The following is a 14,268-nucleotide window of genomic DNA, read 5'->3' as shown; positions in this document are numbered from 1 at the left end:
CACTCCTTCGCCCCTCCTTCCGCCATGAGCGACACCCTGAACCAGCCCGGCCTTGCCAGCCTGTCCAAGTCCTTCGAACCCGCCGCCCTGGAGGCGCATTGGGGGCCCGAGTGGGAGCGCCGCGGCTATGCCCGCGCCGGTTGGCGCGGCACGCAGGCCCCTAAGGAAGGCGCACCCTCCTTCGCCATCCAGCTGCCGCCGCCCAACGTGACCGGCACGCTGCACATGGGCCACGCCTTCAACCAGACGGTGATGGACAGCCTGACGCGTTACCACCGCATGAAGGGCGCCAACACGCTGTGGCTGCCGGGCTCGGACCACGCCGGCATTGCCACCCAGATCGTGGTGGAGCGCCAGCTGCAGGAGCAGAACCTCAGCCGCCACGACCTGGGCCGCAAGAACTTCGTCGCCCGCGTGTGGGAGTGGAAGGAAAAGTCGGGCAACACCATCACCGAGCAGATGCGCCGCCTGGGCGACACGGTCGACTGGAGCCGCGAGTACTTCACCATGGACGAGAAGCTGTCCAAGGTGGTCACGCAGACCTTCGTGCAGCTGTACAGGGAAGGCCTGATCTACCGCGGCAAGCGCCTGGTCAACTGGGACCCGGTGCTCAAGACCGCCGTGAGCGACCTGGAAGTGGAAAGCGAGGAGGAAGACGGCTTTCTCTGGCACATCGCCTATCCGCTGGCCGAAGGCGGCGGCTCGCTGACCGTGGCCACCACCCGGCCCGAGACCATGCTGGGCGACACCGCCGTGATGGTCCATCCCGAGGACGAGCGCTACCGCCACCTGATCGGCCAGCAGGTGCGCCTGCCGCTGGTGGACCGTCTCATCCCGGTCATCGCCGATGAATACGTCGACAAGGAATTCGGCACCGGCGTCGTCAAGGTCACGCCGGCGCACGACCCGAACGACTATGCCGTGGGCCAGCGCCACGGGCTGCCGATCATCGGCGTGCTCACGCTCGACGCCGCCATCAACGACCAGGCCCCGCAGAAGTACCGCGGCCTCGATCGCTTCGAGGCGCGCAAGGCCGTGCTGGCCGACCTCGAGGCCCAGGGCCTGCTGGTCGAGACGAAGAAGCACAAGCTGATGGTGCCGCGCTGCGCGCGCACCGGCGCGGTGGTCGAGCCGATGCTCACCGACCAGTGGTTCGTGGCCATGACCAAGGCCGGCCCGGACGGCCAGTCCATCGCCCAGAAGGCCATCGACGCGGTGCGCTCGGGCGAGGTGCGCTTCGTGCCCGAGAACTGGGTCAACACCTATAACCACTGGATGGAGAACATCCAGGACTGGACCATCTCGCGCCAGCTGTGGTGGGGCCACCAGATTCCCGCCTGGTACGACGAGGCGGGCAACCTCTACGTGGCCCATGACGAGGCCGAGGCGCAGGCCCAGGCGCCCGGCAGCAAGCTGCGCCGCGACGAAGACGTGCTCGACACCTGGTACTCCTCGGCGCTGGTGCCTTTCTCCACCCTGGGCTGGCCCGAGGAGACGCAGGACCTCGAGCTGTACCTTCCATCCAGCGTGCTGGTGACCGGCTACGACATCATCTTCTTCTGGGTGGCCCGGATGATCATGATGACCAAGCACTTCATCGGCAAGGTGCCGTTCCGCGACGTCTACATCCACGGCCTGGTGCGCGATTCGCACGGCAACAAGATGAGCAAGTCCGAAGGCAACGTGCTCGACCCGGTCGACCTGATCGACGGCATCGACCTGCCGACGCTGCTGGACAAGCGCACGCAGGGCCTGCGCAAGCCCGAGACGGCGCCGGTGGTCCGCAAGAACACGAGCAAGGAATTCCCCGAAGGCATTCCGGCGTTCGGCGCGGATGCGCTGCGCTTCACCTTCGCCTCGCTCGCCTCGCTGGGGCGCAGCATCAACTTCGACAGCAAGCGCTGCGAGGGCTACCGCAACTTCTGCAACAAGCTCTGGAACGCCACCCGCTTCGTGCTGATGAACTGCGAGGGCCACGACTGCGGCCTGCGCGAGCACACCAAGGCCGAGTGCGAGCCGGGCGGCCCGGCGCATGGCTACCTGCGCTTCTCGCAGGCCGACCGCTGGATCGCCTCCACGCTGCAGCGCGTCGAGGCCGAGGTGGCCAGGGGCTTCGAGGAATACCGGCTGGACAACGTGGCCAACGCCATCTACCAGTTCGCCTGGGATGAGTTCTGCGACTGGTACCTGGAGATCGCCAAGGTGCAGATCCAGAACGGCGACGCCGCTCAGCAGCGCGCCACCCGCCGCACCCTGATCCGTACGCTGGAGGCGCTGCTGCGCCTGGCGCACCCGGTCATCCCCTTCATCACCGAGGAGCTGTGGCAGAAGGTCGCTCCCGTGGCCGGCCGCGGCGGCGACTCGATCATGGTGGCCGAATATCCGCAGAGCCAGAGCGCCAAGATCGACGAGGCGGCCGAGGCCCACGTCGCCCGGCTGAAGGCGCTGGTCGATGGCTGCCGCACGCTGCGCGGCGAGATGAAGGTCTCGCCGGCCACGCGGCTGCCGCTCTATGCCCTGGCCGACGGCGCCGGCGAGGCGCAGTTCCTGCGCGACGCCGCGCCGGTACTGGCCACGCTGGCCAAGCTCAGCGAAGTGAAGGTCTTCGACGACGAGGCGGCCTGGACGGCTGCCGCGCAGGCCGCACCGGTGGCCGTGGTCGGACCCGCCCGCCTGTGCCTGCACATGGAAGTCGACAAGGCGGCCGAGAAGGTGCGCATCGCCAAGGAGCTGGCGCGGGTCGAAGGAGAACTGGCCAGGGCCAACGCCAAGCTGGGCAACGAGGCGTTCGTGTCCAAGGCGCCGCCGGCCGTCATCGAGCAGGAGCGCCAGCGGGTGGCGGACTTCTCCGCGACCGTGGCGCGCCTTGCCGAGCAGATCAGGCGCCTCGGCTGACAGGCCCGCGTCAGGCTGGGGTTTACGATAGGGGCTGATTCCACTACCAACCGTGAATGAAGCCCGACATGTCTGCATCCACGCCTCGCATCCGCAAAGCCGTTTTCCCCGTCGCCGGTTTCGGCACGCGTTTCCTGCCGGCCACCAAGGCGCAGCCCAAGGAAATGCTGCCGGTCGTGGACAAGCCCCTCATCCAGTACGCGGTCGAGGAGGCCTATGCCGCCGGCATCCGCGACATGATCTTCGTGACGGGGCGCAACAAGCGCGCCATCGAAGACCACTTCGACACTGCCTATGAGTTGGAAAGCCAGCTCGAGGCCAGCGGCAAGGCCGAGCTGTTGAACATCGCGCGCTCGGTCACGCCTGACGACATGACCTGCTCGTACGTGCGCCAGCCGCGCATGCTGGGCCTGGGCCATGCCGTGCTGTGCGCCGAACACCTGGTCGGCAACGAACCCTTCGCCGTGTTGCTGGCGGACGACCTGATGGTCGGTCCGGCCGGTGGCCAGGGCGTGCTGGCCCAGATGGTCCAGGGCCACGCCGAGCACGGCGGCTCCGTGCTCGCAGTGCAGGAAGTGCCGCGCGAGCACGTCAAGCGCTACGGCATCGTGGCTGGCGAGGATGCCGGCAACGGCCTGACCCGCGTGCGCCAGATGGTGGAAAAGCCCAGCCCCGAAAGCGCGCCTTCACGCCTGGGAGTGGCGGGCCGCTACATCCTGTCGCCCTCGGTGTTCGAGCAGATCCGGCGCCAGCCCAAGGGCGCCGGCGGCGAGATCCAGCTGACCGACGGCATCGCCGCCCTGCTCGACAAGGAGCCCGTGTACGCCTACGCCTACCAGGGCGTGCGCTACGACTGCGGCAGCAAGGAGGGCTTCCTGCAAGCCAGCGTCGAACTGGCGCTGCAGCATCCGGAAGTGGGCGAGTCCTTCCGCGCCTACCTCAAGAGCCTGGGGCTTTGAGCCCCGCCGGCGCCACCAGCGGCTGCAGGTAGCGCCACAGTTCGGCGTCGGTCACCGGCGTCAGCGACAGTCCCAGACCGTCCTTGAGCTGTTGAACCACGGCCTGTGCCCACAGCGCGTTCCATACGGTGCCGGCGTGATAGTCGGCCACCAGCGCGTTGCGCGGTTCGTCGCCGACGGTATTGCTCACCTGGAAGCTCCCGATCGTCACCGTACGGTAGGCATTGGGCAGGCCATCCGGTCCGCGCGAACCCCAGTGCTTGCGGAACCAGGCGTGCGAATCGAAAAAGGCGGCGCCCGGCGTTCGCTCGGCCAGTCCGCGCAGCGCGGCATTGAATCGGCCCAGCGCCAGGTCGACGTTGCGCGATTCCCCGGCCGAGCGGAAGTGCTCGAACTGCCCGGGATCGTCGATCTCGTTGACCAGGCCCGCAATCAGGAACCGGACCCCGGAGTGGCGCTCGCGCACCACCGCGATGGCCTCCGCCTGGCGCGCCACGCAGCGGTCGATGGTCTGCTGCAACTGCGGTGCATCCGGATCGCGCGCCTGCAACTCGAGCAGGGGTATCCAGTCGGCCAGCCCGATGTAGATCACCACCACCGCGCGACGCCAGCGCTCGGGCTCCTTGTCCATCAGCAGCGCGAGGTGGCGCGCCTGGCTCAGGCGGCCGGTCGTCAGGTCGTCGCAGCCGGCGCTCGAGACGGCGAAGTTGTAGAGATAGTCTTCCTTGCGCGGCACGCGTCCCACCGGCAGACCCACGGCCCGCCGTGCACCGGAGACTTCGTTTGCGCTGCCCCATTCAAGCCAGGGTCCGGGATCCAGTTCGCCGCCGCGCAGGCGCGCCAGGACCTCGGGCCAATTGAAGGTGCGCGCGATCTGCGCCCCGCCCCTGCCGCCGGAACCGGGCGGAAAAGCCAGGCGGTCGTGGTACGAATGGCTGTTGGAGTCGCCGAGCACGCCCAGGGCAATGGCATTTGCCGGGCGGTCTCGCTGCAGTACTGCCTGTGGCGGCCCGGGGTCAGTCGCAGTGACGGCCAGGGCCACACCCGCGCCGAGCAGCAGCGCCAGTCCCAACACCATCCAGAGCGCGCCCGGCATGCGCATGGCGCTCAGCGCCGGCGAAGGACGTGGATGAAGTCGGCGCCGGCCGTCTGCTGATCGACCAGTTCGTTGCCGGTCTGGCGCGCGAAGGCCTGGAAGTCGCGCAGCGACCCCGGATCGGTGGATACGACGCGCAGCAACTGTCCGCTTTGCATCTCGTTGAGTGACTTCTTGGCCTTCAGGATCGGCAGCGGGCAGTTCAGGCCGCGCGTGTCGATTTCCTTGTCGACCGTCATGGGGGCTTGCATGGCGTGCTTCTCCGGATCAGTTCAGGCCGCGACGGCGCTCTTCGTTTTCCTCGGCCGTGAAGAACACCGGCTCGTGGCCGCGGGTGCGCAACCAGTCGGCCAGCGCATAGCCCGTGCCGGCCGGCCAGCATTTCAGGTCCTTCAGGTCGTACAGCCGCCAGTCGACCAGTTCGGGCGAGAGACGGACCTCGCCGTGCGCCACGACGTGGTAGGCAATGATGACCTGGTTCATGCGCTTGAAATCGTAGGCGCCGACGATGTTCACCTCGCTCACGTCGAGATTGGTCTCTTCCTTGACCTCGCGTGCGATGCCCTCCTGCGGCGTCTCGCCGGCCTCCATGAAGCCGGTGATCAGCGCGAACATCTTGGCCGGCCAGGCCGCGTTGCGCGCCAGCAGTACCTGGCCGCCGTATTCGACGATGGCCGCCAGTACCGGCGTGGGGTTGTTCCAGTGCGTCCAGTCGCACTCGGGGCAGCGCAGGCGGGATTTCGGTCCGCCGTCCTCGAGTTGCTCGCGCCAGGCGAGCGCGCCGGCGCATTGGGGACAGAAGCGTGGTTCGTTCATGGGCCGGCTCAGGCGGGGAAGACGCCGGTCGACAGGTAGCGGTCGCCACGGTCGCAGACGATGAAGACGATGGTGGCGTCGCGCACGCCCTGCGCGATCTGCAGCGCGACGCACAGCGCCCCTGCAGCCGAGATCCCGCCGAAGATGCCCTCTTCGCGCGCCAGGCGGCGGCACATGTCCTCGGCGCTGTCCTGGCTGACGTTCACCACCTGGTCCACGCGCTGCGGCTCGAATATCTTCGGCAGGTACTCCTGCGGCCACTTGCGGATGCCGGGAATGCGCGAGCCCTCGTCGGGCTGCGCACCGATGATCTGGATCGCCGGGTTCTTTTCCTTGAGGAAGCGCGAGACGCCGGTGATCGTGCCGGTGGTACCCATCGCGCTGACGAAGTGCGTCACCCGGCCCGCAGTGGCGTCCCAGATCTCGGGGCCGGTGGTCTCGTAGTGCACGCGCGGGTTGTCGCCATTGGCGAACTGGTCGAGCACCCGCCCCTTGCCCTGCGCCACCATCTGGTCGGCCAGGTCGCGCGCGTATTCCATGCCGCCACTCTTGGGCGTGAGCACCAGTTCGGCGCCGAAGGCCTTCATGGTCTGCGCACGCTCGACGGACAGGTCCTCCGGCATGATCAGCACCATGCGGTAGCCGCGGATGGCAGCGGCCATGGCCAGCGCAATGCCGGTGTTGCCCGAGGTGGCCTCGATCAACGTGTCGCCCGGCTTGATCTCGCCGCGCTCCTCGGCGCGCTTGATCATCGACAGGGCCGGCCGGTCCTTGACCGAACCGGCTGGATTGTTGCCCTCCAGCTTGCCCAGGATCACGTTGCCGCGCTCGGCATTGGCCTGCGCATCGATCCGTTGCAGGGCCACCAATGGCGTCTTGCCAATGGCATCTTCGATCGTCGGGTACTTCATGGCATTCACTGTGCCATAATTTTGAGCTTTCCCGCCCAACCCTGCCGGAGTGGTGAAATTGGTAGACGCAGGGGACTCAAAATCCCCCGCCGCAAGGCGTGCCGGTTCGATTCCGGCCTCCGGCACCACGTCCTGCGGACGTGTTCAGGGTCTGCGCGCAGGATCTATCCCCCACCGCGTCAGTTCACCCCGGCAAGCCAGGTCGCCAGCTTGGGGAACAACATCAGGATGCCCACCGCCAGCAGCTGCAGCAGCATGAACTGCACCATGCCCGCGTAGATCTGCTTGAGTTCCCACTGGGGCACCACGCCCTTGAGGAAGTAGGCTGACAGGGCCACCGGCGGTGACAGCCATGCGGTCTGCAGCGTGACCGCGACCAGCGTGCAGAACCAGAGAATGTCGATGTTGGCGGCCTGCACGATGGGCAGCACCACCGGCACGACGATCAGCACGATCGGCACCCATTCCAGCGGCCAGCCGAGCACGAAGATCAGCGCCAGGATCAGCGCCAGCATGACCATGGGCGGCAGCGACAGGCCGATCAGCCAGTCGGCCATGTACTCGGGGCTGCCCAGCCGCGAGAACACCGCGCCGAACAGGTTGCTGGCCGCCACCAGCAGCAGGATCATGCTCGACACCTCCAGCGTCTGCAGTGCGGCCTTGCGGATCTGGCGCCACGTCATGCGCCCGGAGCCCACCGTCAGCAAGAACGTCGCGAAGCAGCCGACGGCGCCGGCATCGGTCGGCGTGGCGATGCCGAATAGGATCACGCCCAGCGTCGACATGATCACCACCACCACCGGCAGCACGCCGATCGACAGGTCCTTGATCACGGGCCAGATCGACACCGGGCGCATCTCCGGCGGCAGGGCCGGGCCGAGCGCCGGATTCATCCAGCAGCGCAGCAGGCACCACACGACGAACAGGGTGGACAGGAGCAGCCCGGGAAGCACCGCGGCGGCAAACAGGTCGGTGGCCGGAACGCCGACAACAGGACCCATGACGATCAGCATCACGCTCGGTGGAATCAGGATGCCGAGCGTGCCTCCGGCGGCGATGGCGCCGGCACTGAGCTTGGCGTCGTAGCCGCTCTTGATCATCGATGGGCCGGCCATCACGCCCAGCAGCGTCACCGCGGAGCCGACGATGCCCGTGGCTGCGGCGAAGATGGTGGCGGTCACCAGCACTGCGATGTAGAGCGAGCCGCGCACGCCGGCAAGCAACTGCTGGATGCCGCGGAACAGCCGCTCCATGAGTCCCGACTGCTCGAGCAGGAAGCCCATCAGCAGAAAGAACGGAATGGAAGCGAGCACCGTGTCGCGCATGACCGAGTAAGTCTGCAGGACCGCCAGGTCGAACACGACCGGCCCCAGCACCATATAGCCGGTGCCCAGCGATACCGCCGCCAAGGTGAACGAGATCGGAAAGCCGATGAAGATGACGGCAAACAGCACGCCCAACGCGAAGATGCCCAGGACCTCGTTGCTCATACGGACACCTCCGGTGCCTGGACGGGGTCGGGCCATTGGCCGTGGCGCACGGCGTAGGCGCACTTGAGGCTTTCGCTCACGCCCTGGATCAGCAGCAGCGCACCGGCCAGCGGCATCGACAGCTTGAAGGGCCAGGTGACCGGCTGCCAGGAACTGCTGACGAAGGTCTCGTTGGTCTGGAACGCCTTCCAGAAGTAGCCCCAGCCCCAGACCATGAACACGCAGACCACCGGCAGGAACATCAGCACGTAGCACACCAGGTCGGTGATGGCCTGGCGGCGCGGCGACCAATCCTGGTAGAACGAATCGGTGCGCACGTGGGCCTTGCGCTGCAAGGTGTAGGCGCAGCCGAGCATGAAGAAGCTGCCGTACAGCATGAACGTCATGTCGTAGGCCCAGATGGTCGGCGCGTTGAACAGGTAGCGTGCAGCCACCTCCCAGCTCAGCGCCAGCACCATCGGCAGCAGCATCCAGATGAGCAGGTGCCCGGAGGCAATGGCCACCAGGTCCAGGCGGTGCGCAAGGCGCGCGAGGCTCGAGTCGTTGTCGTTCATCTTTTTCGGAGTCTCGTGAACGGGCGACGACGCGGGCGCCGACACGGCGCCGCGCCCGCCCGCCGCTGCCGTCGCTTACTTGTAGGGCGAGTCGGCGCCCAGGTTGTAGTAGAGCCCTTCGATCTTGTTCCAGTAGGGCACCACCGTCTTCGCGAACTTGCGCTGCGATTCCAGCACTTCCTTGAACAGCGCGTTCTTCTGCGCTTCGCGGTCGTACACCGTGTTGGTGGCCTTGATGAAGGCGGGAAAGATGTCCTTGGGCGTGTCGTGCACCGTCACGCCGAACTCGCCCTTCATCTTTTGGATCGCCAGCGCGTTGCGGTAGACGTTGAAGGTGTAGGTCTCCGTCATGGTGGCCATGGCGGCAGTCTCGACGATGGCCTTGTGCTCGGGCGAGAGCTTGTCCCACACGCCCTTGTTGATGACGATCTCGCCGATGTCGGTGGACTGGTGCAGGCCCTGCAGGTAGTAGTGCTTGAAGACGGTGTGGAAGCCCAGCGCCAGGTCGTCGGCCGGGCCGATCCATTCGGCCGCGTCGATCACGCCGCGCTGCGCCGCCGGCACGATCTCGCCGCCGGGCATGGCCACGGCATTGACGCCCATCTCCTTGAAGATCTCACCCACCAGCCCGGGCGGGGCCCGGTACTTGAGCTTGCGCATGTCGTCGAGCGAATTGATCGGCGCCTTGAACCATCCCAGCGGGTCGGGTCCCATCGGCTGCACGAAGAGCGGCTCGACGTTCATCTTCATGACTTCCTGGTACATCTTCCTGTAGAGCGCCATGCCGCCGCCCTGGAACAGCCACGCGACGTGCGACAGCTGGTCCATGCCCGTCCCGCCTCCGGCGGCCGGATTGGAGAACAGGCCGGTGGCCGAGTTCTTTCCAGACCAGTAGTGGGCCCAGGAATAGCCCCCGTCGACGACACCCTTGTCGACCGCGTCGAGCATCTCGAAGGCAGCCACCACCGCGCCGTCGGGCAGCATCTCGAACTTGAGCTTGCCACCGGACATCTTGTCGCAGCGGGTGGCGAAGTTCTTCATGAGCTCGAAGTAGATGCTCGAGGTGGGCACCGCCGTCTGGAACTTGATGCGCACGGTGCTCTGCGCGCTGGCCGCGAAAGGCGCGCCCAGCCCCGCCGCGCCGATTGCCGCCCCGGCGCCGAGCGCGCCTCGTCGTGTCAGTCTCTCCATCTCATGTCTCCTCGTCTGGTTCACGGGTTGGAATGGGCGCTGCCTGGCGCCCGCCTGCCGCGCCCGGCTCGCGCCGGGCCGCTCGCTCGTTGCCGGCGCAGGCGCGCCGCGCGTCCTCGCGGATCATGTCGACCGCCTTCTCGGCCATCATCACCACCGGCCCGTTGGTGTTGCCGGATACCAGCGTGGGCATGGCCGAGCAGTCGACGACGCGCAGACCACCGATGCCACGCACGCGCAGCCGCTCGTCGAGCACCGCCATGCGATCGCCGTCCGGTCCCATGCTGCAGGTTCCGCTGGGGTGGAAGATGGTGGCGCCGGCATTGCGGCAGAACTCGAGCAGGGCCGCGTCGTCCTCCGCCTTCGGCCCCGGCTTGAGCTCGCGCTTCACATAGGGCTGCATGGCCGGCGTCTGCGCGATGGCGCGCGCGGCGCGCACCGCCGCCACCGCGGTTCGGCGGTCGAGCTCGGTGGAAAGGTAGTTGGGCTGCATCTGCGGCACGGCGAACGGATCGCTGCTGCGGATCCGGATGTGGCCCCGTGCTTGCGGGCGCAGCTGACAGACCGACAGCGTGAAGCCGGGGAAGTCGTGGACGGCACCGCCGGCCATGTCGGCCGACAGCGTGGCGACATGGAACTGGATGTCGGGAGTCGCCGTTGCCGGCCGCCCGTCATCGTCGCGCAAGGCATGCATGAAACAGCCGCCCTGGTTGATGCCCACCGCCAGCGCGCCGCGCCGGTGCAGCAGCCAGTCCATGGCCAGGCCGATGCGCCCCGGCAGCGAGTTGAGCTGGTCGTTGGTGGTGATCGGCTTGGTGCACTCGTAGGTCAGCCGGATCTGCAGGTGATCCTGCAGGTTCTCGCCCACCCCGGGCAGGTCAAGCGCCACCGGCACGCCGCACGACGCGAGCAGTGGCGCAGGCCCGATGCCCGACAACTGCAGCAGTTGCGGCGACTGGATCGCCCCGGCGGCCAGCAGCACCTCGGCCCGCGCCGTCGCCTCGTGCATCCTGCCGTCCTGGCGCCAGCGCACGCCTGCGGCCAAGCGGTCCTGCAGCAACAGGCCGGTGGCCTGCGCGCCGGTCTCGATGCGCAGATTCGGACGCCGCCTGACGTCCGGGGTCAGATACGCCTTGGCCGTGCTGCAGCGCAGGCCGCGGTGCGTGTTCAACTGGTAGTAGCCGGCGCCCTCCTGCCGCGCTCCGTTGAAATCGTCGGTGCGCGGCACCCCGACCTCCTGCGCGCCGGCGATGAAGGCCTCGATCAGCTCGTGCCGCCCGTGGATGTCCGACACCTTCAGTGGCCCGTCGGCCCCGTGGAATGCGTTGGCGCCACGCTCGTTGCCCTCGGACCGGATGAAATACGGCAGCACGTCGTCGTAGCCCCATCCGGCATTGCCCAGCGCCGCCCAGTGGTCGTAGTCCTCGCGCTGGCCGCGGATGTAGATCAGGCCGTTGATCGAGCTGCTGCCGCCGAGCGTCTTGCCGCGCGGCCAGTAGATGCGGCGCCCGTTCATGTTCGGGTCCGGATCGGTCTCGAAGCACCAGTTGTAGGTCCGGCTCCACATCGTCTTGCCATAGCCGATGGGCAGGTGGATCCACAGCGAGCGATCGGGCGGGCCCGCTTCCAGCAACAGCACCCGCGTGGCCGCGTCCTCGCTCAGGCGGGCCGCCAGCACGCAACCTGCGGAGCCGGCGCCGACGACGATGTAGTCGAATTCCCTGTCGCTCATGGTTTTGATTTCGGCGGCGGCATTCGCCGCTGTGGAGTCTTTGCCCTATGCTAGAGGCGCATTTTTTGGAACGCAATGTTCCGTTTTAGTGAATTACCCTATGGCCAAGAAAAAAAGCGAACCCGGCGACAACGCCGACGCGGAAGAAGAAGCCGGCATCGGCAAGTCGTCGCCGGCCTCTTCGGCCGAACGCAGCCTGCGCCTGCTGGCGGTGCTCGCCAGCGAGGGAAGGCCGCTGTCATTGGCCGACCTGGCAACGCGCCTGGCATTGCCCAAGGGCACCGTGCACCGGCTGTGCACGCAACTCATGGCGACCGGCCACGTGGCACGCGATCGTGACGAGCGCGCCTTCGCCATCGGCCCCGCGCTGCATCGGCTGGCTTTCGACACGCTCAACAACGGTGTGGTGCGCGGCTTGCGGCACGATGTGCTGGCGGCGCTGGTGCGCGAGGTCGGCGAGACCTGCAACTTCACCACGCTCGATGGCGCGCAAGTGCTCTACCTCGACCGCGTGGAAGCGCACTGGCCGTTGCGGCTGACGCTGGACGTCGGCTCGCACGTGCCGCTGCACTGCACCGCCAGCGGCAAGCTGTTCCTGGCCATGCTCCCCGCACGCCAGCGCGAGCAGATCATCGGCGCGCTCGCACTTCCGGGCATGACGCCCAACACGATCACCGACCGCGCCGCGCTGCGCCGCGAATGCGATGCCATTGCGCGCGACGGCTACTCGTGCGACCGCGAGGAGTTCATCGCCGGCCTGATCGCCGTGGCCGTGCCCGTGCTCGATGCCGAAGGCCGCACGCGAGCAGCCATCGCCATCCACGCGCCGACCTCGCGCATGAGCCTGGACGACGCAAAATCGCGCATCGGGCACATGCTGGCCGCCGCCGCGCGCATGACGCCGCTCCTGTAGCCCCGTTGCGCAACGGCGACGAAACCTTGCTGAAATCGCGCTCCCCACAATCCCGGGACATCGTTCAACTACCGGAGATTGCGCGAAGCACCATGGTTCAGCCCATCAAGAATCCAGCGCCCAGACCGGCGAATCCGACCGCGGCAGCGGCGCCCCGTTCCGGCGCGCAGCGATCGCAGCAACGGCCCCATCTCGTCGAGCGGCCGGCTGCGCAGCAGCGGCCAGACCCCGAGCGGCCCCTCGGTCGCGAGAAGCGCGCCGAGGTCGTCAGAAAGCCGACCTACCTGATCAATTTCGGGGGCCCCAAAGGCACGGGGGCGTTCATCGACATTCCGGGCAAGTTCGATCCCGGCCATGCCGCGCTTCAGGGCCTTTCGTTCGGCCTCGGCGGCTTGCCCAGGGCAAGGTTCGGCGGCTCGATCCTCAAACCGAAGCTCAAGTCCTCGCCGGCGCCAACGCCAACGCAACGCACGGCAGGCGGCGCCACGCCGACCAGCCAGAAGGCTGCGCAAGGTTCTCGCCCGGCGCACGTCAGCGGCGCCGGCAGCCGCGTGGAAGGGCATCCCGGCGCGCAGGGCAGATCGCGCGCGCCCGACACGTCGGCAAAGCTTGCCGCGGCACGGGCACCCGCGGCCACGACAGCGGCGCCGGACGATCGAATCCGCATGGCTTCCGGTGCCAGCCACATCCCGCTGTCCGTCAAGGCCGAAGACGGTTCGTGGCGCGACGTGCGCAACACCTACACCCTCGAAGGCGATGCAAAGCTGCACTCCTTCCGGGGCGGCCTTCTCGCCTACGACGACGGCAGTGCGGCCCCGCCCCGTCTTCTCGCCCCGACAGCCGACGCAGCGGGCCTGCCGCGGACACGGGAGCCTTCGCCGAGCATCTACCGGAACCCCGCAAGGTCCTCGAACGATTCGTCGTCCCACCTGGCGGTCCTGAGCGATGGAACCTTGCAGCGCCTTCGGCAGAACTCGGTGCACTCGCGCGAGTTCGTCGATGTTCGCCCGGCCGTGCGCCACGACGATCCGGCGGGGCCTGGCGCCGCGCCGCAGCAGCAGCGCGTTGGCGGCGAGGCCGCGCAAAGGCCGTTCGCGGCCGCGCCGCCGAACCACGGACTCAAGGGCGGCGCCCCCACGAAGGACGCGGCGCCGGTGCGGACCGGCATGCACGAGGAACGCCTGAATGTCTTTGGCCGGCACCTGAACCTCTCGAAGGAGGCCTACGACAACCTCTCGAAGATGGAAAGCACCCGGCATTTCGCCGGCGTCATGAACGTGGGCAACCGGCGCATCGACCTGGCTATCTCGAACCAGTTGGGGAACCCGGGCTCGGACATCGAAAAGGCCCTGCCCAAGGGCACGCTCTACCGGGTCGGCAAGAACGGCCCGGACCATCCCTTTCCGATCGACGCCCTGCACACCGCCGCGCAGAACGTCGAGAAGACCGGCCACGCATTGATGGTCGACATGCTCGGCGGCAGGCCGGACGACTATGTCGGCTTCTCGGGCATCAAGCGCTCCGACGACGTCGTGAGGCTGAAGTGGGCGTCGCGCACGCTGAACCCGCAGCACGCGGACTTTCTCGTCAAGCACCACATGATCAACCCCGGTGAGAGGGGCCGCGACTACATGCTGGCCCCGCAATACCGGGCAATGGTCATCGAGCAGTTCCGGCGCGCGGGTTTCCAGGTCGTCGCCGACTGACGCAT

12 protein-coding genes and 1 tRNA gene are annotated in these 14,268 nt (G+C 67.7%); 5 read left to right on the top strand and 8 right to left on the bottom strand.

Annotated features, from left to right (window positions below):
* The first annotated feature begins 24 nt into the window (after nt 1–24).
* Both VES41_RS15120 and galU read left to right on the top strand, forming a co-directional pair.
* Nucleotides 25–2,895 carry a valine--tRNA ligase gene (locus VES41_RS15120; protein ID WP_324818497.1) on the top strand — a complete coding sequence of 957 codons (2,871 nt, stop codon included), beginning with the start codon at nt 25–27 and terminating at the stop codon, nt 2,893–2,895.
* Between the two features lie 68 nt (nt 2,896–2,963).
* Complete coding sequence (galU, locus tag VES41_RS15115) at nt 2,964–3,854, top strand: UTP--glucose-1-phosphate uridylyltransferase GalU (protein WP_324818495.1); 891 nt, start codon at nt 2,964–2,966, stop codon at nt 3,852–3,854.
* Here galU and VES41_RS15110 read toward each other — a convergent pair.
* The 4 genes from VES41_RS15110 to cysM are packed head-to-tail and all read right to left on the bottom strand — an operon-like array spanning nt 3,835 to nt 6,677.
* Complete coding sequence (locus tag VES41_RS15110) at nt 3,835–4,956, bottom strand: SGNH/GDSL hydrolase family protein (RefSeq protein WP_324818493.1); 1,122 nt, start codon at nt 4,954–4,956, stop codon at nt 3,835–3,837. The genes galU and VES41_RS15110 overlap by 20 nt on opposite strands.
* A gap of 5 nt (nt 4,957–4,961) precedes the next feature.
* A complete protein-coding gene (locus VES41_RS15105; RefSeq protein WP_324819528.1) occupies nt 4,962–5,189 on the bottom strand; it encodes a sulfurtransferase TusA family protein in 228 nt (75 codons plus the stop codon).
* Nucleotides 5,190–5,217: 28 nt separating this feature from the next.
* Nucleotides 5,218–5,766, bottom strand: coding sequence for an NUDIX domain-containing protein (locus VES41_RS15100; protein WP_324818490.1), 549 nt, complete (start codon nt 5,764–5,766; stop codon nt 5,218–5,220).
* Between the two features lie 8 nt (nt 5,767–5,774).
* The gene (gene cysM, locus VES41_RS15095; protein WP_324818488.1) at nt 5,775–6,677 is read right to left on the bottom strand and encodes a cysteine synthase CysM; all 903 of its coding nucleotides are present in this window, start codon (nt 6,675–6,677) and stop codon (nt 5,775–5,777) included.
* Nucleotides 6,678–6,720: 43 nt separating this feature from the next.
* Here cysM and VES41_RS15090 point away from each other — a divergent pair.
* A tRNA-Leu gene (locus tag VES41_RS15090) sits at nt 6,721–6,805 on the top strand.
* A 51-nt stretch (nt 6,806–6,856) separates the two neighbouring features.
* Here VES41_RS15090 and VES41_RS15085 read toward each other — a convergent pair.
* The 4 genes from VES41_RS15085 to VES41_RS15070 all read right to left on the bottom strand — a co-directional run bounded on the left by VES41_RS15085 (nt 6,857) and on the right by VES41_RS15070 (nt 11,644).
* Nucleotides 6,857–8,167: a TRAP transporter large permease gene (locus VES41_RS15085; RefSeq protein WP_324818485.1), complete on the bottom strand. Its 1,311-nt coding sequence runs from the start codon at nt 8,165–8,167 to the stop codon at nt 6,857–6,859.
* Nucleotides 8,164–8,721, bottom strand: a complete 558-nt coding sequence (locus VES41_RS15080; RefSeq protein ID WP_324818483.1) for a TRAP transporter small permease subunit — start codon at nt 8,719–8,721, stop codon at nt 8,164–8,166. Before VES41_RS15080 ends, VES41_RS15085 begins: the two co-directional genes overlap by 4 nt.
* 75 nt (nt 8,722–8,796) lie before the next feature.
* On the bottom strand, nt 8,797–9,912 hold the full coding sequence (locus VES41_RS15075) for a TRAP transporter substrate-binding protein (protein WP_324818481.1): 1,116 nt from the start codon (nt 9,910–9,912) through the stop codon (nt 8,797–8,799).
* A 1-nt stretch (nt 9,913) separates the two neighbouring features.
* Nucleotides 9,914–11,644: a choline dehydrogenase gene (locus VES41_RS15070; RefSeq protein ID WP_324818479.1), complete on the bottom strand. Its 1,731-nt coding sequence runs from the start codon at nt 11,642–11,644 to the stop codon at nt 9,914–9,916.
* 100 nt (nt 11,645–11,744) lie between these two features.
* On the opposite strand from VES41_RS15070, the gene VES41_RS15065 reads away from it, so the two are divergent.
* Both VES41_RS15065 and VES41_RS15060 read left to right on the top strand, forming a co-directional pair.
* Entirely contained in the window at nt 11,745–12,557 is an 813-nt protein-coding gene (locus tag VES41_RS15065) for an IclR family transcriptional regulator (RefSeq protein ID WP_324818476.1), read from the top strand.
* 92 nt (nt 12,558–12,649) lie between these two features.
* A complete protein-coding gene (locus VES41_RS15060) occupies nt 12,650–14,263 on the top strand; it encodes a hypothetical protein (RefSeq protein ID WP_324818474.1) in 1,614 nt (537 codons plus the stop codon).
* Nucleotides 14,264–14,268 lie beyond the last annotated feature (5 nt).

It is taken from the genome of Variovorax sp., from assembly GCF_035634955.1.
Classification (GTDB): Bacteria; Pseudomonadota; Gammaproteobacteria; order Burkholderiales; family Burkholderiaceae_C; genus Variovorax.
This window is presented reverse-complemented; position numbering and strand designations above follow the sequence as displayed.